This window comes from Ferrovibrio sp. GW821-FHT12E11 (assembly GCF_058806975.1).
In genome coordinates this window covers 1,651,251-1,672,679 of the sequence record NZ_JBXAQG010000001.1, presented here as the reverse complement: position 1 = coordinate 1,672,679, position 21,429 = coordinate 1,651,251, and the positions used below count along the sequence as shown (strand labels likewise).

Annotated in this window: 25 protein-coding genes; 9 read left to right on the top strand and 16 right to left on the bottom strand. The window is 64.9% G+C overall.

Going from position 1 to position 21,429, the window contains the following annotated elements; all coding sequences use genetic code 11:
• Positions 1-82 precede the first annotated feature (82 nt).
• The 3 genes from AC1ROT_RS08240 to AC1ROT_RS08230 are packed head-to-tail and all read left to right on the top strand — an operon-like array spanning position 83 to position 1,818.
• A complete protein-coding gene (locus AC1ROT_RS08240) occupies positions 83-835 on the top strand; it encodes an SDR family NAD(P)-dependent oxidoreductase (RefSeq protein WP_492998332.1) in 753 nt (250 codons plus the stop codon).
• A gap of 16 nt (positions 836-851) precedes the next feature.
• On the top strand, positions 852-1,190 hold the full coding sequence (gene hspQ, locus AC1ROT_RS08235; protein WP_492972699.1) for a heat shock protein HspQ: 339 nt from the start codon (positions 852-854) through the stop codon (positions 1,188-1,190).
• A gap of 25 nt (positions 1,191-1,215) precedes the next feature.
• Positions 1,216-1,818, top strand: a complete 603-nt coding sequence (locus tag AC1ROT_RS08230) for a BON domain-containing protein (RefSeq protein WP_492998330.1) — start codon at positions 1,216-1,218, stop codon at positions 1,816-1,818.
• 3 nt (positions 1,819-1,821) lie between these two features.
• Here AC1ROT_RS08230 and AC1ROT_RS08225 read toward each other — a convergent pair whose 3' ends face one another.
• Genes AC1ROT_RS08225 through cysG form a run of 11 tightly spaced genes read right to left on the bottom strand, consistent with a single transcriptional unit; the run spans position 1,822 to position 13,028 of the window.
• Positions 1,822-2,868: a sulfate/molybdate ABC transporter ATP-binding protein gene (locus AC1ROT_RS08225; RefSeq protein ID WP_492972701.1), complete on the bottom strand. Its 1,047-nt coding sequence runs from the start codon at positions 2,866-2,868 to the stop codon at positions 1,822-1,824.
• Between the two features lie 2 nt (positions 2,869-2,870).
• Positions 2,871-3,746, bottom strand: a complete 876-nt coding sequence (gene cysW / locus AC1ROT_RS08220; RefSeq protein WP_492972702.1) for a sulfate ABC transporter permease subunit CysW — start codon at positions 3,744-3,746, stop codon at positions 2,871-2,873.
• 4 nt (positions 3,747-3,750) lie between these two features.
• On the bottom strand, positions 3,751-4,605 hold the full coding sequence (gene cysT / locus AC1ROT_RS08215) for a sulfate ABC transporter permease subunit CysT (RefSeq protein ID WP_492972703.1): 855 nt from the start codon (positions 4,603-4,605) through the stop codon (positions 3,751-3,753).
• A 3-nt stretch (positions 4,606-4,608) separates the two neighbouring features.
• Positions 4,609-5,610, bottom strand: a complete 1,002-nt coding sequence (locus AC1ROT_RS08210) for a sulfate ABC transporter substrate-binding protein (RefSeq protein ID WP_492998328.1) — start codon at positions 5,608-5,610, stop codon at positions 4,609-4,611.
• Between the two features lie 38 nt (positions 5,611-5,648).
• The gene (cysC, locus tag AC1ROT_RS08205; protein WP_492998327.1) at positions 5,649-7,565 is read right to left on the bottom strand and encodes an adenylyl-sulfate kinase; all 1,917 of its coding nucleotides are present in this window, start codon (positions 7,563-7,565) and stop codon (positions 5,649-5,651) included.
• Entirely contained in the window at positions 7,565-8,365 is an 801-nt protein-coding gene (cysD, locus tag AC1ROT_RS08200) for a sulfate adenylyltransferase subunit CysD (protein ID WP_492998325.1), read from the bottom strand. The genes cysC and cysD overlap by 1 nt, the downstream gene beginning before the upstream one ends.
• 57 nt (positions 8,366-8,422) lie before the next feature.
• Positions 8,423-9,136, bottom strand: a complete 714-nt coding sequence (locus AC1ROT_RS08195) for a phosphoadenylyl-sulfate reductase (protein WP_492998324.1) — start codon at positions 9,134-9,136, stop codon at positions 8,423-8,425.
• The gene (locus AC1ROT_RS08190; RefSeq protein WP_492998323.1) at positions 9,133-9,651 is read right to left on the bottom strand and encodes a DUF934 domain-containing protein; all 519 of its coding nucleotides are present in this window, start codon (positions 9,649-9,651) and stop codon (positions 9,133-9,135) included. Before AC1ROT_RS08190 ends, AC1ROT_RS08195 begins: the two co-directional genes overlap by 4 nt.
• Entirely contained in the window at positions 9,638-11,299 is a 1,662-nt protein-coding gene (locus AC1ROT_RS08185; protein WP_492998320.1) for a nitrite/sulfite reductase, read from the bottom strand. Before AC1ROT_RS08185 ends, AC1ROT_RS08190 begins: the two co-directional genes overlap by 14 nt.
• A gap of 17 nt (positions 11,300-11,316) precedes the next feature.
• Positions 11,317-11,625 carry a DUF2849 domain-containing protein gene (locus tag AC1ROT_RS08180; RefSeq protein WP_492998319.1) on the bottom strand — a complete coding sequence of 103 codons (309 nt, stop codon included), beginning with the start codon at positions 11,623-11,625 and terminating at the stop codon, positions 11,317-11,319.
• A gap of 11 nt (positions 11,626-11,636) precedes the next feature.
• Positions 11,637-13,028, bottom strand: a complete 1,392-nt coding sequence (gene cysG, locus AC1ROT_RS08175; protein ID WP_492998317.1) for a siroheme synthase CysG — start codon at positions 13,026-13,028, stop codon at positions 11,637-11,639.
• Between the two features lie 223 nt (positions 13,029-13,251).
• Between cysG and AC1ROT_RS08170 the strand changes: the two genes are divergently transcribed.
• Positions 13,252-13,674, top strand: coding sequence for a hypothetical protein (locus AC1ROT_RS08170; protein ID WP_492998315.1), 423 nt, complete (start codon positions 13,252-13,254; stop codon positions 13,672-13,674).
• Between the two features lie 77 nt (positions 13,675-13,751).
• On the top strand, positions 13,752-14,579 hold the full coding sequence (locus tag AC1ROT_RS08165) for a helix-turn-helix domain-containing protein (protein WP_492998314.1): 828 nt from the start codon (positions 13,752-13,754) through the stop codon (positions 14,577-14,579).
• A gap of 68 nt (positions 14,580-14,647) precedes the next feature.
• Here the strand turns inward: AC1ROT_RS08165 and AC1ROT_RS08160 are convergent, their stop codons facing one another.
• Positions 14,648-15,220 carry a DUF4142 domain-containing protein gene (locus AC1ROT_RS08160; protein WP_492998313.1) on the bottom strand — a complete coding sequence of 191 codons (573 nt, stop codon included), beginning with the start codon at positions 15,218-15,220 and terminating at the stop codon, positions 14,648-14,650.
• 250 nt (positions 15,221-15,470) lie between these two features.
• On the opposite strand from AC1ROT_RS08160, the gene kdsA reads away from it, so the two are divergent.
• On the top strand, positions 15,471-16,322 hold the full coding sequence (kdsA, locus tag AC1ROT_RS08155; RefSeq protein ID WP_492998311.1) for a 3-deoxy-8-phosphooctulonate synthase: 852 nt from the start codon (positions 15,471-15,473) through the stop codon (positions 16,320-16,322).
• A gap of 64 nt (positions 16,323-16,386) precedes the next feature.
• Here the strand turns inward: kdsA and AC1ROT_RS08150 are convergent, their stop codons facing one another.
• The gene (locus tag AC1ROT_RS08150) at positions 16,387-16,980 is read right to left on the bottom strand and encodes a DUF4142 domain-containing protein (protein WP_492998309.1); all 594 of its coding nucleotides are present in this window, start codon (positions 16,978-16,980) and stop codon (positions 16,387-16,389) included.
• 241 nt (positions 16,981-17,221) lie between these two features.
• On the opposite strand from AC1ROT_RS08150, the gene AC1ROT_RS08145 reads away from it, so the two are divergent.
• A complete protein-coding gene (locus AC1ROT_RS08145) occupies positions 17,222-17,641 on the top strand; it encodes a hypothetical protein (RefSeq protein ID WP_492972717.1) in 420 nt (139 codons plus the stop codon).
• A 3-nt stretch (positions 17,642-17,644) separates the two neighbouring features.
• Here AC1ROT_RS08145 and AC1ROT_RS08140 read toward each other — a convergent pair whose 3' ends face one another.
• The 3 genes from AC1ROT_RS08140 to AC1ROT_RS08130 are packed head-to-tail and all read right to left on the bottom strand — an operon-like array spanning position 17,645 to position 19,715.
• Positions 17,645-18,112, bottom strand: coding sequence for a DUF4442 domain-containing protein (locus AC1ROT_RS08140; protein ID WP_492972718.1), 468 nt, complete (start codon positions 18,110-18,112; stop codon positions 17,645-17,647).
• Positions 18,109-18,756, bottom strand: a complete 648-nt coding sequence (locus AC1ROT_RS08135; RefSeq protein WP_492998307.1) for a TetR/AcrR family transcriptional regulator — start codon at positions 18,754-18,756, stop codon at positions 18,109-18,111. The genes AC1ROT_RS08140 and AC1ROT_RS08135 overlap by 4 nt, the downstream gene beginning before the upstream one ends.
• 44 nt (positions 18,757-18,800) lie before the next feature.
• Complete coding sequence (locus AC1ROT_RS08130; RefSeq protein WP_492998305.1) at positions 18,801-19,715, bottom strand: LysR family transcriptional regulator; 915 nt, start codon at positions 19,713-19,715, stop codon at positions 18,801-18,803.
• Between the two features lie 105 nt (positions 19,716-19,820).
• Here AC1ROT_RS08130 and AC1ROT_RS08125 point away from each other — a divergent pair, with 105 nt between their 5' ends.
• Both AC1ROT_RS08125 and AC1ROT_RS08120 read left to right on the top strand, forming a co-directional pair.
• The gene (locus AC1ROT_RS08125; protein WP_492998303.1) at positions 19,821-20,801 is read left to right on the top strand and encodes an NAD(P)H-dependent flavin oxidoreductase; all 981 of its coding nucleotides are present in this window, start codon (positions 19,821-19,823) and stop codon (positions 20,799-20,801) included.
• A 15-nt stretch (positions 20,802-20,816) separates the two neighbouring features.
• On the top strand, positions 20,817-21,422 hold the full coding sequence (locus AC1ROT_RS08120) for a glutathione S-transferase family protein (protein ID WP_492998300.1): 606 nt from the start codon (positions 20,817-20,819) through the stop codon (positions 21,420-21,422).
• Positions 21,423-21,429 lie beyond the last annotated feature (7 nt).

The window sequence follows — 21,429 nt, the reverse complement described above, 5'->3', positions numbered from 1 at the left end:
AGGCAGGTTCGGTCCCGCTGCCCAGACCCGTGAAATGCCCAGACGGGTCTGCTAGCCTGCCCGTCAAACGGGAGAGAAACAGATGAACCAGATCGAGTTGAAGGGTAAGCGGGGCGTTGTGACCGGCGGCGCGCAGGGTATCGGACGCGCCGTCGCCGAACGGCTGCTGCGCTCAGGCGCCAGCGTGGCGATCTGGGATGTCGACCTGGCCCTGGCGCAAAAGGCGGCGCAGGAGATGGGGGCTCTGGGTCGCGCGGTTGCCCTGCAGGCCGATGTGACCCAATGGGCCAGTATCGAGGCGGTGGCGGCCGAGACGGCCAAAACGCTCGGCGGCATCGACCTGCTGGTCAACAATGCCGGCATCGCCGGACCCAATGCCCCTGTCGACGCCTATCCGCTGGAGGCCTGGCAGCAGGTGATCGACATCGACCTGACCGGGGTGTTCCACTGCTGCCGCGCCGTGGTGCCGCATATGAAGGCCCAGAAATACGGCCGTATCGTGAATGTGGCCTCGATTGCCGGCAAGGAAGGCAACCCCAATGCCAGCGCCTACAGCGCCGCCAAGGCCGGCGTGATCGCGCTGACCAAATCGCTGGGTAAGGAACTGGCCGGACTGGATATTGCCGTGAATTGCATCACCCCGGCGGCGGCAAAAACCGCGATCTTCGACCAGATGACGCAGACCCATATCGACTATATGCTGTCCAAGATCCCGCGTGGCCGCTTTGTCGCGGTAGACGAGATCGCCGCCATGGTGGCCTGGCTGCTGTCGGCGGAGAATTCGTTCACCACCGGCGCCGTTTTCGACGTCAGCGGCGGGCGCGCCACGTACTGAGTATTCTGGAGTAACGATGCTCGAAAGCCGTGAGGCCAAATTTGCGATCGGCGATGTGGTCAAGCACCGCCTGTTCCCGTTCCGCGGCGTGATTTACGACGTCGATCCGGTGTTCAACAACACCGAGGAATGGTGGCAGGCGATTCCGCCCGACCTGCGTCCGCGCAAGGACCAGCCGTTTTATCATCTGCTGGCCGAGAATGCGCAGGGGCCTTATGTGGCCTATGTGTCGGAGCAGAACCTGTTGCCGGATTCCGATGCGGGCCCGGTGAACCATCCCGATATCGGCAAGCATTTCGGCGCCTTCCGCGCCGGGCGTTACCAGTGGCGGACCAGCGCTGTCACGCGCATGTAAATCCTGCGCAACGGGGGAGGGGCTCATGCAACGACGACAGCTCTTGCAGATGATCGGCGGCGGTGCGGTGCTGTTGCCGGCGGCATCTGCCCTGGCCCAGTTCGATATCCTGACCGCGCCCAAGACCCTGGTGGATCGCGCCATCGAGGCGCGCAAGGCCGCCGATATCGCCAAGGACAACGAGATCGTCCTCAAGGTCAACAAGGTGATGGCCGAGGTGAAGTCGGTCAAAGCCTCAACCGAGATCTACGAGCAGCGCCTGCTCATCACCGGCCTGTTCGATGACAAGGCCGATTACGACAAGTTCGAAAAAGGCGTGCGTGCCATCCCCGATGTGAAAAAGCTCTACTGGCATGCGGTCCATCTCTCGCCGGCCGAGCAGGAAAAGCGCAAGACCGAGCTGATCAAGTGGACCGATGTCACCGTGCTGGAAAGCAAGGGCAAGGGACGTCTGATCGGCACGCGCGGCGTTGCCGATGTGAATTTCCGTCTCTGCGCCGATGCTTTTGGCACGATCTATCTGCTCGGCCGTGCCCGCAGCAAGGACGAGATGGACAAGGCCCTGGCGCGCGCCAAAGACGGTGAAGGTGTGCGCAAGCTGGTGAATTACGTCGAAGTGCGCGCCTGAGGGTTATTCGGCTGCGTAGACCTGGCCGCGTTTGGCGGTGAGGCTGACGCGGTCGCCGGGCTGCAGCGGGCGCAGGGCGAAACGGTCATGCAGCTGCATGATCTCGATGACGCGGCCGTCGGGGAGTTCTGCCTCGCTGCGCACCAGAGCGCCAACCGGCGACACGAAGCGGATCACTGCCTTGCCGTCAGTCGTCGGCTCGGCATTGATGTCATGTGGCCGCACGTAGAGCCGCGCCGGACCGTTGGGCAGATGCACGGTCGGCAGCACGGAGGTATCCAGCCCCGCCACATGCGGCCGGCCGGCCACGATGTTGCAGTCGATCTCGTTCACATCGCCGAGGAAATGGCTGACGAAGGGCGTCTTCGGATTGCTGTAGAGCGTGACCGGCGTATCGACCTGCTCGATGCGGCCCTTGTCCATCACTACCACGCGGTCGGCCAGTTCCAGGGCCTCTTCCTGGTCATGGGTGACGAAAACCGAGGTCATGCCGAGCTGTTCGTGCAGGCGGCGCAGCCAGCGGCGCAGCTCCTTGCGCACCTTGGCATCCAGGGCGCCGAAGGGTTCGTCCAGCAGCAGCACCTGCGGCTCGATGGCCAGCGCCCTCGCGAGAGCGATACGCTGGCGCTGGCCGCCCGAGAGCTGCGAGGGCATGCGTTCGGCCAGCCAGTCGAGCTGCACCAGCTGCAGCAGCTCGGTCACGCGGCGACGGATTTCATCGTCGCTCGGCCGCTCCTGCTTCGGCCGAACGCGCAGGCCGAAGGCGACATTCTCGAACACCGTCATATGCCGGAACAGCGCATAATGCTGGAACACGAAGCCGACATGGCGCTCGCCCACCGGGCGTCGGGCCGTGCTCTTGCCATCGAAGCGGATATCGCCCGTATCGGGGCGATCCAGGCCGGCGATCAGGCGCAGCAAGGTGGTCTTGCCCGAACCCGAAGGACCGAGCAGCGCCATCAGTTCGCCGCTCTTGATGTCCAGGTCGACGCTGCGCAGGGCCTGGAAGCTGCCGAACTGGCGGCTGACGCCGGCGATCTCGATGCGCATGCTTAACTGTCCTTATCCGGTCTGGCGTGCGCCAGTTTCCATTCCAGTGCGGTCTTGGCGGCCAGCGTCACGATAGCGAGCAGGGCCAGCAGCGAAGAGACGGCAAAGGCGGCGACGAAATTGTATTCGTTGTATAGAATCTCCACATGCAGCGGCATGGTGTTGGTCAGGCCGCGCACATGGCCCGACACCACCGAGACGGCGCCGAACTCGCCCATGGCGCGGGCGTTGCACAGCAGAACGCCATAGAGCAAAGCCCATTTCACATTGGGCAGGGTCACGCGCCAGAAGGTCTGCCAGCCGCTGGCGCCCAGCGAGATCGCGGCTTCCTCTTCCGTCGTGCCCTGCTCCTGCATGATCGGGATCAGTTCGCGCGCCACGAAGGGGAAGGTGACGAAGGTGGTAGCCAGCACGATGCCGGGGATGGCGAAGATGATCTTCAGGTCGTGCTCGCGCAGCCAGGGCCCGAACCAGCCCTGGAGGCCGAACATCAGAACAAAGACCAGGCCGGAAATCACCGGCGAGACGGAGAAGGGCAGGTCGATCAGGGTGATCAGGACGCTCTTGCCGCGGAATTCGAACTTGGCGATCGCCCAGGAGGCCACCAGGCCGAAGACGACATTCAGGGGCACGACGATGATGGCCGTGCCCAGAGTCAGCCAGATCGCCGACAGCGCATCGGGATCGGTCAGGGCCTTGATATAGACCTGCCAGCCCTGCCGGAAGGCCTCGACGAAGACCATGATCAGCGGGACAAAGATGAAGAGTCCGATGAAAGCCAGCGCAATGGTTATCAGCGCCCAGCGCAGCGGCAGGGCGCCGGCCCGTTCGATGCGCCGCGCCTGGTTGCGCGTGCCTGCAATTGCTGCCCCCGCCATCGGCCTATCTCCGCTTTTCGCGTCGTTCGGCCCAGCGCTGCAGGCCGTTGATCGCCAGCAGCAGTACAAACGAGGCCATCAGCATGACGGCGGCAATGGCCGCAGCACCGCCATAAGAGAATTCCTCCAGCTTGATGACGATCAGCAGTGGCGCGATCTCGGAAATCATCGGCAGGTTGCCGGCGATGAAGATCACCGAGCCGTACTCGCCCAGGGCCCGGGCGAAGGCGAGCGCAAAGCCGGTCAGCGTGGCCGGTAGGATGCTGGGCCAGATCACGCGGGAAAACACCTGCCAGGGCGTGGCGCCAAGGCTTTCGGCGGCTTCTTCCACCTCGCGGTCGAAATCCTGCAGCACCGGTTGCACCGTGCGCACCACAAAGGGCAGGCCGATGAAAACCAGGGCGAAGACCACGCCCAGTGGCGTGAAGGATACCTTGATGCCGTAATCCGCCACGATGCTGCCAAGCCAGCCATTCTCGGCCCAGAGCGTGGTCAGCGCGATGCCGGCAATCGCGGTGGGCAATGCGAACGGAATGTCGATCAGCGCATCGATGGCGCGCTTGCCGAAAAAGTCGTAGCGCACCAGCACCCAGGCCACCAGCAGGCCGAAGACGGCATTGATGGCGGCGGCGATCAGCGCGGCGCCGAAACTCAGGCGCAGCGCCGCCAGCACCCGTGGTGTGCTGACGGTGGTCCAGAAGCCATCCCAGCCCAGCGTGGCGGATTTCAGGAACAGGCCGGCCAGCGGCACCAGGACGATCAGGCAGAGCCAGAACAGGCTCAGGCCCAGCGTGATCCCGAAGCCGGGGATGACGCTGGGCTGCGGCTTGAAGGGAATGCGGGAGAGGGCTTGCGACACAGATTATTTTCCGGGTGTGTAGATCTGGTCGAAGACGCCGCCGTCGCCGAAATGCGCCTTCTGGGTCTTGGTCCAGCCGCCGAACTGCTCGTCGATAGTGAATAGTTTGAGCTGCGGGAAGGTGTTGGCGTATTTCGCCGTCACCTCGGCATTGCGCGGCCGGTAGTAGTGCCTGGCCGAAATCTCCTGGCCTTCCTTGGTATAGAGGAAGTTCAGATAGGCTTCGGCGACCTTGCGGGTGCCGCGCTTGTCCACCACCTTGTCGACCACCGCCACCGGCGGTTCGGCCAGGATGGAAATGCTCGGCACCACGATGTCGAACTTGTCCTTGCCCAGTTCATTGATGGCGAGGAAGGCTTCGTTCTCCCAGGCCAGCAGCACGTCGCCCAGATTGCGCTGGACAAAGGTGATGGTGCTGCCGCGGGCGCCGGTATCCAGCACCGGCACGTTCTTGAACAGTGCCTGGACGAATGTCTTCGCCGCATCCTCGCTACCGGTCCGGCGCGCTTCGTAGCCCCAGGCGGCGAGATAGTTCCAGCGTGCGCCGCCCGAGGTCTTCGGGTTCGGCGTGATCACTTTCACGTCCGGCTTGATCAGGTCGTTCCAGTCCTTGACGCCCTTCGGGTTGCCCTTGCGCACCAGGAAGACGATGGTGGAGGTGTAGGGCGACGCGTTATCGGGCAGCTTCTTCTGCCAGTCCTTGGCCAGCAGACCGAATTCGGAGATTTCGTCGATATCGGAGGCCAGTGCCAGGGTCACCACATCGGATTCCAGGCCGTCGATCACCGACCGCGCCTGCTTGCCCGAGCCGCCATGGCTGACACGGATGGTCAGCTTCTGCCTGGCCTCGGCTTCCCATTTCTTGGCGAAGGCGGCATTGACCTCCTGATACAGCTCGCGCGTCGGATCGTAGGACACGTTGAGCAGGGTGATGCTTTGGGCTGTTGCTGCCGAAGCGGCCAGCAGAAGGGTGGCAGCCACAAGAAGACCGGTGACGCGTCGCATGTCGTCTCTCCTCAATCTGGGATCGGAATAACGAACGATCAGATGTCCGGGTGCCAGGACGCCGTGCCGAAACTGGTTTCGACATAGTCTACCAGATCAGCGGCGGCGAGTGACAAGGGGCGACTGGTGTCCAGCGACAGATCGGCTTTTGCCGGGATTTCATAGGGTGCGGAAATGCCGGTGAAATTGGCGATCTCTCCGGCGCGGGCCCGTTTATACAAGCCCTTGGGGTCACGCGCTTCGCAGGTCGCAAGATCGGCTTTGACATAAATCTCGCGGAAGTTGGCGCCGATAATATCCCGCGCCTGGTCGCGCTGACGCTGCAGCGGCGAGATGACGGAAACCAGGACCAGAAGCCCGTTTTCGGCCATCAGCCTGGCCACTTCCGCCAGGCGGCGAAGATTCTCGTTGCGGTCTTCGTCGCTGAATCCGAGATCGCGGTTCAGGCCGTGGCGCAGATTGTCCCCGTCCAGAACGGCAACATGGCGGCCATGGGAAAACAGCAGGCGCTGCGCCGCCATGGCGATGGTTGATTTGCCAGCGCCGGACAGGCCGGTCATCCACAGTACGCCGCCGCGATGGCCGTTCGCGTCGATCCGCTCCTGCAGCGTGACGCTGGAATCGACGGCAACAATGTCGTTGGCGGCGCGCGGCGCCACGCTTTCGACCACCAGGCCGCCGGCGATCTGCGGCCCGCGGATCAGTACACCGCGACCGGTCCGCGGCGAGGCATCGTAGAGATCGAGCGCCAGCGGACGCCGGCTGCGCAACAGCACGCGGGCGACGCCGTTGCGTTCGATCTGGGTGGCGGCCGTGCTGCCCAGGGTTTCGACATCCAGCGATTCGTGAATGGCTTCCACTTCCACATCGCGTTCGGCGGTGCCGATCTTGAGCGTCAGGCGGTCGCCCTTGCGCAGCGGCACCTTGTCGAGCCAGAACAGCCGCACGGTGATGCGGCAGGCATCCAGCGGGCGGTGGTCCGGCGCCGAGGCCAGCACGCCGCGTTCGACGAAGACTTCCTCATCCAGCGTGAAGGCGACGCTTTCGCCGGCCAGGGCCTCGCGGCGCGGCGCGGCGGCGTTCCAGCTTTCCAGGCTGGCGACCGTGGCTTCGCGGCCGAGTGGTGCGAAGCGGATGCGGTCGCCCACGGTCAGGCGGCCGCTTTCGATGCGGCCGACCACGATGCGTTTGTCATCGAAGCGATACAGGTCCTGCACGGCCAGCCGCAGCGGCTGGTCGACCAGCGGGGCGCGCGGCGTGAAACTGTCCAGGGCTTCGATCAGGGTCGGCCCCTGATACCAGGGCGTCTGGACGGCGCGGCTGGCGATATTGCCGCCGTGACGGGCCGAAACCGGCACCAGTGCCGTCGCCGTGATCCCGATGCCGGCCAGATAATCGCGCACGGCGCCGGCGACGGCATTGAAGGCGATCTCGTCATGGCCGATCAGGTCGATCTTGTTGACGGCCACGGCGACCTGGCGGATGCCCAGCAGGTGCAGCAGGTAGGCATGGCGCCGGGTCTGCTCGGCCAGGCCTTGGGCCGCATCCACCACCAGGATGGCGGCGTCGGCCTGGGCCGCGCCGGTCACCATGTTCTTCAGAAACTCCTTATGCCCCGGCGCATCGATGATGACATAGCGCCGCTGCGGCGTGGCGAACCAGATCTGCGTGGTGTCCACCGTGATGCCCTGGTCGCGCTCGACCTGCAGGGCGTCGAGCAGGAATGACCATTCGAATTCCAGCCCGCGCTTTTCCGAAACTGCCTGCAGCTGCTCCAGCTTGCCCTTGGGCAGCGAATCCGTGTCATGGAGTAGCCGGCCGACCAGGGTCGACTTGCCATGATCGACATGGCCGACGATGACAATGGGGAAGGCGCGGCCCCTGGACAGGTTGGCGGGCTGGTTGGCGAGTTTGGGGTGAGTGGCCAGATCGATCACGGGCATGGCGGCGCTCATCACATATACCCCGCCACGCGCAGGCGTTCGAAGGCATCTTCGGAATCGTGGTCCATGGCACGCCCGGCGCGTTCGGGCTCGCGCGTCACTTCCAGTTCGGCGATGATCTGTTCGATAGTGGCGGCCGGGCTGTCGATCGGGAAGGTGATGCCGATCTCGCCCAGCGAGCGGAAGCGCTTGGCATTCTTGTCGGCGAAATATAGCGGCACGACTGGAATCTGTTCGCGCTGGATGTAGCGCCAGATATCGATCTCGGTCCAGTGCAGCAGCGGATGGACGCGCATATGCACGCCCTCGGGCAGATCGGCGGCGAAATGGTCCCACAGCTCGGGCGGCTGGTCGCGAAAATCCCAGGCGCCGTCATCGCCGCGCGGGCTGAAATAGCGCTCTTTCGCGCGCGTCGCCTGTTCGTCGCGGCGGATGCCGGCGATCACGCCCTTCCAGTCGTATTTGGCAATCGCTGCCTTCAGGCCGAGCGTCTTGCGCGCGGCGATGCGCGAATTATGCGGCAGGGTCGGATCGGTGGCCTCGATCGGCGGGCAGGCATCCTTGATCAGATCGAGACCCCATTCGGCGACATAGCGGTCGCGGAAGGCATAGGTCTCGGGGAATTCCAGGCCCGTATCCAGATGGGCGACGGGAAACGGCACGCGACCAAGGAAGGCTTTCTTGGCCAGCCAGATCATGACGTTGGAATCCTTGCCCAGGGACCACAGCATGGCCAGCGGTTTGATGCGGCTGTAGGCCTCGCGCAGGATGTAGATGCTCTGGGCTTCGAGCGAGTCGAGATCGTCGGTCATAACAGGATCGTTTCTGGTCTTGGCCGCCGTCGCAGCGGCAGGAAGGAAAGGGAGGAGTCAGATGCGGCTGTGAATCCCGCATTCGGTTTTTTCGCTGCCGCGCCATCGGCCCGCGCGGGCGTCTTCGCCTTCGGTCACCGGCTGGGTGCAGGGCGCGCAACCGATGGAGCGGTAGCCCTCGGCCACCAGCGGATGCCGCGGCAGATCGTGCATTCGGGCATAGGTCTCCAGCGCGGCAGCATCCCAATCGGCCAGCGGATTGAACTTCAGGCGGACGCCATCGACTTCCACCATCTGCAGTTTGCTGCGAGTGCTGGCCTGGAACCGCTTGCGGCCGCTGATCGAGGCCGCGAAGGGCTTGAGGGCGCGCTCCAGCGGCTCGACCTTGCGGATGCGGCAGCAGGCATCGGCATCCCTGAACCACAGGGTGCCGGCGCTGTCCTGCACCGCCAGCGCCTTCGGGTCCGGCGTCAGGTTGCGCACATCAGTCAGTCCCAGCCGATCGACCAGCGTGTTGCGATACTGCAGCGTCTGCTCGAAATGCTTGCCGGTTTCCAGGAACAGCACTGGGACATTCTTGTCGATCTGCGCCGCCAGATGCAGCAGCACGGCGGCCTCGGCGCCGAAGGACGAGACCAGGGCGATCTGGCCGGGGAATATGTCGGTAATGGCGGTCTGCAGGATCGTTTCGGCACTGGCGCCCTGCAGCCTGGCATTCAGCGACGCGGCATAGTCGTCGAGGTCGAGGCTGGCGAAGGCGAGCGCACTCATTCCGCGGCTTCCTTCTTCTGCGCGGCCAGCAGCCGCTGCTTGAGCGCACTGACGCGGCCGTCGCCGGTCGGCTGGTAGACGGCACTGAAGCTCTGCATCGCCTTGGCGAAAATCTCAGCGGCGTTGTCGCGTGGTATCTCGAAGGCGTCGAAGCCGCTGCGCTGCATATGCCAGAGCTGGTCGGGCAGCACATTGCCGGTGGCGCGCAGCTCGCCCCGGAAACCGAAACGTTCGCGCAGCAGGCGGGCCTGGCTGTAGGCGCGGCCGTCGCTGAATTTGGGGAAGCAGAGCACGATCAGGTCGAAACGCTCGGCTTCCGGTCCGAAGTCGAGCACATCGAGCGTGTTCGGCAGGGCGATGCCCAGCGGGCTGTTGCGACCCGAAAGCTGGTCCTTCTCGGCCTGCCAGCGGGCATGGGTCACCAGCACGGCGCCGCTGGCCGGCAGGGCGGCATCGTCGGCCACCGGCACGAAGGCATCTTCGCCGACCACCTGGCCATTTTTAAGCAACGGCATAGACGGCCTCCTTGAACGGCGCCAGGCCGACGCGGCGATAGGTGTCGAGGAAGCGTTCGTCGCTGGAGTTGCGCAGGCGCAGATAGGTTTCGACCAGCGTGTCGATGGCGTCCACGGCGTCCTTGGTATTCAGCGACGGGCCGATCAGATCGCCGATGGCAGCCTGATCGTCGGCCGAACCGCCCAGCGTAAGCTGGTAGAATTCCTCGCCGGCCTTGTCGACGCCGAGAATGCCGATATGGCCGACATGATGGTGGCCGCAGGCATTGATGCAGCCCGAAATCTTGATCTTCAGCTCGCCGATATCGTGGGCGCGTTCCCAGTTCTTGAAGCGCAGCGCGATCTGCTGGGCGATCGGGATCGATCGGGCATTGGCCAGTGCGCAGTAATCCAGGCCGGGGCAGGCGATGATGTCCGAGGCCAGGCCGACATTCGGTGTGGCCAGGTCGTAAGCCTTCAGGGCCTTGAACACGGCCGGCAGGTCGGACTGCTTCACATGCGGCAGCACCAGATTCTGCTCGTGGGTCACGCGGATCTCACCGAAGGAATAGCGGTCGGCGATATCGGCCACGGCATTCATCTGCTCGGCCTTGGCATCGCCCGGCGCTTCGCCTTCCTTTTTGAGCGACACCGTGACGATGCTGTAGCCCGGCTGCTTGTGCTTAAAGGTGTTGCGGCGCGCCCACAAGCCGAACTCGAAATCGGTGCGGAAAGCATTGGCGTAATCGGCATGCACGCCAGCGGAGAGTTTCTCGAAAGCCGGCGGCGCAAACTGCACGACGATCTGGTCGATGGCCTCCTGCGGCAGCTTCAGTGCGCCGTCCTTGATGGCCTGCCATTCGGCCTCGACCTTCTCGCGGATGGTGTCAATGCCAACTTCATGCACCAGGATCTTGATGCGGGCCTTGTAGATATTGTCGCGGCGGCCGAACTGGTTGTAGACGCGCAGAATGGCTTCCAGGTAGCTCAGCAGATCCTGCTTGGGCAGGAAGTCGCGCACGGTCTTGCCGATGAAGGGGGTGCGGCCGAGGCCGCCCCCGACCATCACCTCGAAACCGGTTTCACCGGCGGCATTCTTATGCATGCGCAGGCCGATATCGTGCACGCGCACGGCGGCGCGGTCGTTCGGCGAGCCGGTGACGGCGATCTTGAACTTGCGTGGCAGGAAGCTGAATTCCGGATGGAAGGTCGACCACTGGCGGATGATTTCGCACCAGACGCGCGGATCCTCAATCTCGTCATGGGCGGCGCCGGCGAACTGGTCGGTGGTGGTGTTGCGGATACAGTTGCCGCTGGTCTGGATCGCATGCATCTGGATCTTGGCCAGATCGGCCAGCGCATCGGCGGTATCTTCCAGCTTGATCCAGTTGTACTGCAGGTTCTGGCGCGTGGTGAAATGGCCCCAGCCGCGATCGTATTTGCAGCCGATCTGCGCCAGGCCGCGCAGCTGGCGCGACGACAGCGTGCCATAGGGAATGGCGATGCGGAGCATGTAGGCATGCAGTTGCAGGTACAGGCCGTTCTGCAGGCGCAGCGGCTTGAACTCGTCTTCACTGATATCGCCGCTGAGGCGGCGGGCGACCTGGTCGCGGAACTGTGCCACGCGCTCGTCCACAAGGGTCTGATCTATGGTGTCATACTGGTACATAACGCGTCCTTAGGGGCTTAGGCAGCGGGTCTTGCTTCGGTGGTCGGGCCATCCGCGCGGATGACCTCGCGATACTGGATCGGCTGCGGCGGCGTGCTGCTGGCATCCACCGGAATCAGATACGGCGCGACAACGATGTTCATCTTGGCCTGTGCCTCGGCCACGGCGAGCAGCACCGCACCGGCTTCGGTATTGGGCACCACCGAAGCCTCGGCAATCCTGCGGCTCCAGCTTGCGGTCTTGGTCAGGTAGACCACATCGCCGCTTTTCAGGTCGTTGGCGGTGACCACCTGCGGCTGGCTGTCGAGTTTGGGGGCTTTGGCCATGACGTCTCTCCTCAGGCCCGCCGCTGCTGGCGACGGGTATCGGCGGTGGCCTGCGCATAGGCTGCGACCTTGCCGATGATCAACAGAACCGGGCCGCTGCCATGCTGGGCGGCGAGGGCCTGCAGGGTATTCAGCACACCGGCGCTGACCTGCTGGTCCGGACGGGTGCCATTCTCGATCAGGGCAACGGGCAGGGCCGGTGAAACGCCGGCCTTGATCAGGCGGTCGCGGATGGCCTCGGCCTGGCTGGCGCCCATATAGACGACGATGGTTTCATCGCGCTTTGCCCGCTCGGCCCAGGCGATGGCATCGTCGCCTTCGTCTTTCAGATGGCCGCTGACCAGCGTGAGTCCATGGCTGAGATCGCGATGGGTGAGCGGAATACCGACGGCGGCGGCGCAACCCAGCGCGGCCGTGATGCCGGGGATGACGGAAACCGCAATGCCGCGGGCTGTGAGATAATCCATCTCTTCGCCGCCGCGACCGAAGATGAAGGGGTCGCCGGCCTTGAGGCGCACCGCACGTTTGCCCAAGGTTGCATGAGCGGCCAGCAATGCATTGATTTCCGTCTGGCCGATGCGGTGGTGGCCCTTGCGCTTGCCCACGGGAATGCGCTCGGCGTCGCGGCGCACGCGATCCAGGATCGCCGGCGCCACCAGATCGTCATACAGCACGACATCGGCATTCATCAGCACGCGCTGCGCTGCCAGGGTCAGCAGGTCGGGATCACCGGGACCGGCACCGACCAGATGTACGCTGCCGTCGATGGCATCCTGGGCGCTGTTGAGTTCGGTCATCAGGGCGCTGCGCGCGCCGCTGGCATCGCCGCCCAGCAGCTTCGCCGCCACGGCCCCATCGAAGATACGCTCCCAGAAGCGCTTGCGCGCCGCCGCATCGGGGATCACGCGCGCCACCGTGCTGCGGAAGTCGCCGGCGAGTGTCGCCAGGTCGCCCAGCCGCGCCGGCAGCAACGCCTCGATCTGTGCGCGGATGCGGCTAAGCAGCAGCGGCGCTGTGCCGTTGGAGGAAATGCCGATGGTGATGTCGCCGCGCTCGACAATGGCGGGCACGATGAAATCCGACAATTCCGGGCGGTCGACCACATTGACCATCAGGTTGCGCGCATGGGCGGCGGCCACCACGGCATCGTCGCCGGCATCGCCCAGGGTGCTGATCACCAGGCGCATGCCATCGAGATGGGCGGCCGTGAAGGCCTCGGCGTGGTGGGCGATCGCGCCGGCAGAGACGAGGCCGGCCAATTCGGGATTGAGCTCGGGCGCGATCACGGTGATCGCCGCGCCGGCCTTGCGCAGAAGGCGGATTTTACGGGCAGCATTCTCCCCACCGCCGATCACTAGGACCGGCCGGTCTTGCAGGATCAGAAATCCCGGAAAAGTCTGCACGAGGTTCCACTCCGCACCCGTTGTGTAGCCGCTTATATTTAACAGTGAGATTTCATAGTCAATCTATTATCACTTAAAAATACGATAGAATTTTATATTTAACAATAATTATTTGTATTAACGACAATGCCGATGAAGCAGGGCTATTACCTGTCAGGTAATTGTTAAGCCTCTGATCTACATGAAATATCGCTCCAGTTTCCCTGTCGAAAAGGAGCTTGATATGACCCATGACCCGCGCTTTTCCACTATCCTCTGCGTCGATGCGGCACTCTGCTTTGCTTGCGGTCTGCCGGGTCTGATCGCCCCGGCCTGGACGGCTGGTTTCCTGTTACCGCAGCAGCCGGTCCTGCTCAGCTTCCCGATGGCAACCGTCATGCTGGAGCTGGGCATCCTGCTGGCCGTCTATGCCGGGCTGCTGTTTTTCGCGTCCACCCGACGGGCTGTGCCGCGTGCCGTTCTCGCCGTGACGGCCGCCGCCGATGCCGCCTGGGTGCTGGGCACGCTGGCGCTGCTGGCGGGTTTCAGCGGCAGCTTCAGCCTCTGGGGTGCGGTCGCCCTGCTGGTGGTGGCCATCGACACTGGCCTGATCGGCATCTGGAAGCTGCAGGCCCTGCGCCGGCCCGGCCTGCCATTGGCCGCGTGAATCATCCGGTGGGCGTCAGGCTGGACGCCCGCCGGCGTCTTCACCCAGAGTATCGTCAACAGGTCAGGAGAAACGCCATGAGCGAAGCGGCGCTGCAGACCATTCCCCGCAACACCGCCCAGGCGGGTTTCGGCACCCTGATGCGGCAATGGCGCCGGCGTCGCGGTCTGAGCCAGCTGGAGCTGGCCGAAACCGGCGGCGTGTCGCAGCGCCATGTCAGCTTCCTGGAATCCGGCCGCGCCCGCCCCAGCCGGCAGATGGTGCTCCATTTAAGCGAAATGATGGACCTGCCGCTGCGCGAACGGAATCGCCTGCTGCATGCCGCCGGCTTTGCCGCCGCCTATCGCGAAAGCCGGTTGGATGAGCCGCAGCTGCAGGCGGCGCGGCGTGCGCTCGATCTGCTGCTGAAGCAGAATGAACCCTTTCCCACCGTGGTGGTGGATGCCGGCTGGACCATACAGCTGGCCAACCAGGCCGCCCTGCGCATGCTGGGTTTCCTGCTGGGCGAGCGGTTCGATCCGGCGCAGCCCGTCAACTTCATGAAGCTGCCGCTGCATCCTCAGGGCGCGCGGCCATTCATCACCAACTGGCGCGACATCGCCACGGCACTGCTGCATCGCTTGCAGCGCGAGGCGATGGACAGTCCGGCTGCCGCCTCTGTGCTGGCTGAGGTGCGCGGCTATCCCGATGTCGATGCCCTGTGGCGCGGTGTCGACTGGGACAGCGAGCCCGAGCCGCTGCTCAGCTTCCGCATCGAGAAAGATGGGCTGGCGCTCAACCTCGTCACCATGATCGCCACTTTCGGCACGCCGCAGGATGTGACCCTGCAGGATCTGCGCATCGAAAGCTTCCTGCCGGCCGATGACGCCACCGAACAGCTGCTGCGCAGTCTGGCCCGGCATTGACCATAAAAAAACCGCCCCCACCGATTGTTCGGTGAGGGCGGCGGATCGCTACAGCCGTAGGGCGTGGCTTAACCGACGCTGGCCAGCAGGGAAGAGAGCTTCTTGGCTGCGGCCAGGTGCTTCTCGCTCATCGTCGTCATATCGCTCGAACGCGTCTTCAGAGCGGGCTGGATGCCATCGCGGGAATAGTTGCGATGCAGGGTGGCCGCATCCTTGTGAATCTGGAGCTGGCCAGTGATGTAGGCCTTGTCGAAGGCCGAGGTCGAGGCCTTGCGCAGTTCATCCAGCCTGGCGTGCTGCCGAACGGTCAGGGTGGGGGTGGTGGCGGTTACGCCGGCCTGCTGGGCGGCAGCGGTCAGTTTGGCCGCCACGGCGGTGTTGTCGTCGACCATCTGCTGGGCAAACAGGCGCACCTGTTCGTTCTGGGCGCGCTGCACGCCGATCTTGCTGGCTTCCAGCTCGAACAGGTCGGCGGTCTGCGCACGGCGGACATACCCGGTCATGGTCATCGGTTTGACCGTAACCGCGTGTTCGGTCTTGACGTTGCGCTGCGGGTCCTGGGCCAGAACGGGGGTGGCGATGAGGGCGCCGGCCATCAGCGCGGTGGCGCCGAGCAGGGCGAAGGAATGGAGCTGTTTCATGGGGGTACCTCGTGAAGGCAGGGGATGATCGAAGACCATCCGGCCTGCTGCCCAAGAGATGAGGATATACCGGCTGCATTACCAGTGGGTGGAACGGTTCAATCCTGTGACTTCTCGACGATACTCCTGCAACATATCGGCCTGCCGGATATCGCAAAGTCGGCCGATTTGCGACACAATCCGGGATATGCGGCGGCCTGCCGCGCAGCCGGCAGGCCCTGCAGAGCGACCATCATGAAGGATTGCATCTATGGCTGTACTCACCCTGCCGAAATGGAATCTCTCGATCGGTGACGGTAAGGGGTTGTTCTGCATCCTCGGCCTCAATGTGATTGAGGATATGGACCTGGCATTGCGGACGGCCACCGAGCTGAAGCAGATCGCCGCCGACCTGCAGCTGCCCTTCGTCTTCAAGGCGAGTTTCGACAAGGCCAATCGCTCCTCCATCAACAGCTTCCGCGGTCCCGGCCTGGTCGAGGGCCTGAAAATCCTGGCCGAGGTGAAGAAGACGCTGAATGTGCCGATCGCCACCGATCTGCATGAACCCGGTCAGGCCGAGCCGGTCGCCGCGGTCGCCGATCTGGTGCAGATCCCGGCCTTTCTGGTGCGGCAGACCGATCTGATCGTGGCGGCGGCGCGCGCCACGCAAAAGGCCGGCGGGCTTCTCCATGTCAAGAAGGCGCAGTTCCTGGCACCGAACGACTGCAAGAGCATCCTGCACAAGATCGAGCAGGCGGCGCAGCCCGGCATGACCATCCTGTGCGAGCGCGGCAGCGCGTTTGGCTACAACAACCTGATCGTCGACATGCTGGCGATCCCGGAAATGAAAAAGCTGGGCGTGCCGGTCACCATCGATGCCACCCATGCCGTGCAGTTGCCCGGCGCGCGTGCGGTCGAAGGCGGCGGCGTTGCCGCGGGCGGCCGGCGCGAGGGTGTTGCCGTGATCGCCGCGGCTGCCGTGGCCGCCGGCGCCGATGGCGTGTTCCTGGAATTCCATCCCGATCCCGACAAGGCGAAATGCGACGGGCCGAGCTGCCTGCCGCTTGGCGACGCCCGTGCGGTGCTGACGAAACTCAAGGCGCTATACGCCGCCGCAAAATAAAGCGCACAATAAAACGCCCCGCCGTTTCCGGCGGGGCGTCTCCCTCAGAGTCCCGTATTGCAGATCAGCTGTCGCTGGCGATCTGCGTCGAAAGCTTGCGGGCGTCAGCGATATGCTTCTTCACCAGGGTGATGGACTGGTTCGAAGCGGTGCGCAGGGGCGCCTGCTCGCCGGTACGGGCGTAGCTGTTATGCAGACGCAACTCGCGTTCCTGCGCCTCAATCACGGCCGCGATATACAGCTGGTCGAACGCGCTGTCGGACGCGGCGCGCAGCTCGTTGAGCTTGGTGGTCTGCTTCACGGTCAGCGCCGGTGTGGTCGGCGTAACGCCGGCCTCGCGGGCAGCCGCGCTCAGGCGCGGCGACCAGGTGGCATGGTCACTGACCTGCCGGGCGGCGAACTCCTTCACCTGCACATTCTGGGCGCGCTGGACGGCAAGTTTCGCGGCCTCCGCCTCGAACAGGTCGACCGACTGGGCGTAGGACACATAGCTGCTGGCCGGCAGCGGCTTGGCAGCGCTCTGATGCTGGGTGGCCTTGCTGGTCGGCGTCGTCTGCGTCTGGGCCTCTGCGGGCAGAACCGCGGCAGCGCCGGCCATCAGCGCGGTTGCGCCGAGCAATGCCATGGAAAACGATTTGGCCGATATGTGCTTGCTCATCGAAAATCTCCGTTGCAGCGACAGGCATAGCCTGACTGGGCCACGGAATATGGCAGTCGATTGCGGCATTTCCATACGGGATGTCGGGGCCATTTTGTGACGTCTTTATGGCCATGCTGCCTGGTGGCCGGCCGCAGTGACCAGCCTGTGACCTTGTGTGATCCTGCAAATTTTCCGGGGTCTGGAACGGCAACGCTGCGCCGCAGTTATGTCAGTCGGCAGGCAGCCGCCGGAGGCGACAATGATGCGCAGGATTGCAGCAATTGCGACAGGACTTGCAGCTCTGACGGCGGCGGCATTGATCGACGTGCCGGCCCTGGCCCAGGCGAGGGGTGCGCCGGTCAGCCTGCTGCCCGGCAGCGCGCCGGCGGTTTTCCAGTCGCGCCATCAGCTGGCCCAGACCACACCGGTGCAGACCCTGGCGCCGCCGGCCGTCCAGAGCGACACGACGCCAACGCAGGGTCAGGTACAGTCGATGCAGGCCCCGTTTACGCCGGAAACGCCGGCTGCCGTCGCTACGCCATCGGCCGATGGCGAAACCGTGGCGGCGAAACCGGACAGCGGCCTGCCGGTCACCACGGCGCCGATGGACAGCAACGCGGCCCTGCCCGAACTACAGATCCAGCGTCGTCCGGGTGAGACGACCGGTACGGTTCAGTAGGGATTACGCCGGGCCGATCTTCCAGCGCGGTCGGGCCAGCATCACCAGGTCGCCGGCGGCATCGCGCAGTTCGACGCGGCCTTCCAGATGCTGCGCAGCCGTCCAGTCGAGCGGCGCCAGTTCGCAAGAGGCGGTGATCGCACCGCGGGCCTTTTTCAGATATTCGCTGTCGAAGCCGGTAATAATCCAGCGCGCGCCCTGCGCTGGCTGGCGGCTCATGATCGCCAGATTGCCGGTCAGCTCGGCCAGGTTGGTCAGCGCCACCGCATGCAGCGAACGCAGATGGTTGCGCAGCTTGCGGCGATCATCCATTCGCGTGCGCGCCAGACCCGGTGACAGTTGCTCGACGCGGGCGCTGATGCTGGCGGCATAGGGTACGGTATAGCCGACCAGCCAGCTGAACAGGCGGCGGCCGAAGGGCAGGCGGCTAAGGCTGGACCACTGGCGCAGCACGGTGGGGGTGTTGGTCATTTTGCTTTCCTTGCAGCGGTGGGGACGGCGATGGCGTCCCAGATCAGGTCGGAGAGTTTGCGCGCGGCGCTGTCGGCCTTGAGCGTGGCATGGCCGCCGCGCTGCATGCGCAGCCAGGTCTGCACCGGGCCCAGCACCAGGCTGAGCAGCAGTTCGGGCGGCAGCGGCCGCAGGATGCCGGCGGTGATCGCCGGCTTGAGCAGCAGCAGCAACGGACGCAGGAAATCCGTGGTCCCGCTCTGCAGCCGCGTTTCGGCTTCGCCCAGTGCCGGGTGATGACGGTGTTCGGCCAGGAAGCGCGCGGCGGCCGGGTTTTGCAGCGACCAGCCGATATGCGTTTTCACAAAGCCGTCCAGCAGGGCGCGCGCGCTGTCATGCCGGGCCAGTTCGGCTGCTATGGCGGCGCGATAGCGCGCCAGCAGATCCTCATACAGCGCGGAGACCAGGCCCTCGCGGCTGCCGAAATTGTGATACAGGCTGCCGACCGATACGGCCGCGGCATCGCGCACCTGCTCGATGGTGGTGGCCTCTACGCCCTGGGCATCGAACAGCGCCAGGGCAGCGATCAGGGCGCGCGGCTTGCTGCCGGTTTCGGTCGCGGGTCGGGGGCGCAGAACTGCAGGACGGCGGGCAGGTTTGCTCATGCCCCTTTATAGCGGGCACTAGAATTAATTTCTAGAATAAAATTCTAGGCAGCGCGGATCCGCTGTCCCGCCGCTGACGCTGCGTCATCGCCCGGGGCTGCGTGGCAGGCGGTGATGAAGCTGCGCAGGGCCGCGCTGGCATAGGACTCGCGGCGCTGCACGAACAGGGTATCGACCATGGCATCGGTGTGGGCGATCGGCTGGATGCGGACGCTGTCACCGATGGCGCTGCGCATCACAGCGGCCCGGGGCAGCAGGGTGACGCCGACATTGGCGGCGACGCAGCCCAGGATTCCCTCCACGGTGCCGAAATCCAGCCGCCGCAGCGGCAGCCAGCCCTGACCGGAGAAATACTGCTCCAGCCGCTGGCGGTAGGAGCAGCCCTGACGGAAGACGATGGCGGTGATGGTGCTGTTGGCGGCGCGGTAAGCGTCGATATCGGGCCAGGACCTGGCCATCGCCAGTACCAGCTCCTCGCGGAAGACGGGTGTGGCGACCAGATCGGGATGCTCCACCGGCGCTGCGACGAACGCGCCTTCCAGGCTGTGATCCAGCACCTTGTCGAGCAGGGTTGCTGTCGGTCCGGTGGTGACGTCGAGTTCCACTTCGGGATATTGCACGTGATAGCCGGCCAGCACCGGCGGCAGGCGCACGGCCGCCGTGGTTTCCATCGCGCCGATCCGCAGCGGCCCGCGCACGCTGCCGTCGTCGCGCGCGGCCCGTTTGGCCTCGGCGATCAGGGCGGCGACCTGCTGGGCATAGGGCAGCAGCCGCTGGCCCGCATCGGTGACGATCATGCCGCGGCTGTGACGGCTGAACAGCGGCAGGCCGACCTTCTCCTCCAGCAACTTGATGCGCATGGTCACATTCGACTGCACGGTGTTGAGCTGCTGGGCCGCCTTGCTGATGCTGCCGCAGCGGGCCACGGCCTGGAAAAAGGCGAGATCGGAAAGCTCCATTGGTCACCTATCTGTAAAACAGATCGTTAAATTCACTATATTTCATTATTTAGAATACCATGCCGTGGCTAGAATGGCAGGGCCTTTTTTTACAAGGAACCCGTCATGCCGCTCTCCACCACCCTGACCCGCTGCCTCGGCATCCGTCATCCGGTGCTGCTTGCCCCCATGGACCTGGTGGCCGATGCCACGCTCTGCGACGCGGTCAGCGCCGCCGGCGGCTTCGGCATGCTGGGCGGCGGTTATGGCGACGAGGTCTGGCTGCGGCGCGAGTTGGGCCGTCTGGCGGCGCAGCCGGCCCGGCGCTCGTTCGGCATCGGTTTCATCACCTGGAGCCTGGCCAAGCAGCCCCGCCTGCTGGATATCGCCCTGGAAGCCCGTCCGGCCGCGGTGATGCTGTCCTTCGGCGATCCGTCGCCGTTTGTCGACAGGATCAAGGCGGCCGGGGCGCTGGCGATCTGCCAGGTACAGACGGTGGCGATGGCAAAGCAGGTGGCCGCCGAAGGCGCCGATATCATCGTGGCGCAGGGCGGCGAGGCCGGCGGCCATGGCGTGTCACGCGGCACGCTGGGACTGGTGCCGGCGGTGGTGGATGCCGTACCGGCCAGGATCCCGGTGGTGGCGGCCGGCGGCATCGGTGACGGCCGCGGCCTTGCGGCGGCGCTCACCCTGGGCGCTGCCGGCGTGCTGGTCGGCACGCGCTTCTACGCCACCCCTGAGGCGGCCGGCTTCGACGACGCCAAGGCGCGTATCTGTGCGGCCTCGGGCGACGATACCGCCCGCAGCATCGTTTTCGATATCTCGCGCGAGAATGTCTGGCCGGCGCCGTTCAACGGCCGCTGCCTCGTCAACGACCATGCGCAGCGCTGGATCGGCCGCGAGGTGGAACTGATGCGCAATATCCGCGAGGAGTCTGCGCGCTACCGCGCGGCACGTGCGGCCGGTGACTTCGATACAGCCGCTGTCATTGCGGGCGAATCTGCCGATACCATTGCCGCCGTGCTGCCGGCAAAGACGGTGATGGAAACCATGGTGCAGCAGGCGGAAGATGTGCTGGCGCGGCTGTCAGGCCAGATCGCGGCGTAAACGAGAGATCCTGTGATGATGCAATTGTTCTACAACCAGACCTCACCTTACGCCCGTAAGGCCCGCGTCGCCGTGCTGGAAAAGGGTTTGCAGGATCGTGTGGCTTTCGTCGAGACCGACCCCTGGGCCGATCCGCCGGAGCTGCTGCGTGTGACGCCGCTATCCAAGGTGCCGGCGCTGGCGCTGGAAGACGGCACGGTGGTGACGGAAAGTGATGCCATCATCCAGGTGCTGGATGTGATCGGCGGCAGCGCGTCGCTGTTGCTGCCGGCCGAGGGACGGCTGCGGCTGCCGGTGTTGGCCCGTGCCGGCCTGTGCCAGGGTCTGATCGATGCCAGCTTCATTGCCACCATCGAGCGTCGTCGTCCGGCGGGTGGCCAGTGGGAAGACTGGGTGCGGCGTCAGCGTGCCGCGGTTGAGCGTGCACTGCAGCACATTGCCACCCGTTTCGAGCCGGCGCCCGGTCGGTTCGACCTGGGCGATATCGGACTGGCCTGCGCGCTCGGCTATCTGCAGTTTCGCCTGGGCGATATCCCCTGGCGGCAGCAGTATCCGGCCCTGGCCGACTGGTATGATGTCGTGGCCGCGCGGCCGTCCATGCAGGCCACCCGCCCGGACTGATGCCTCG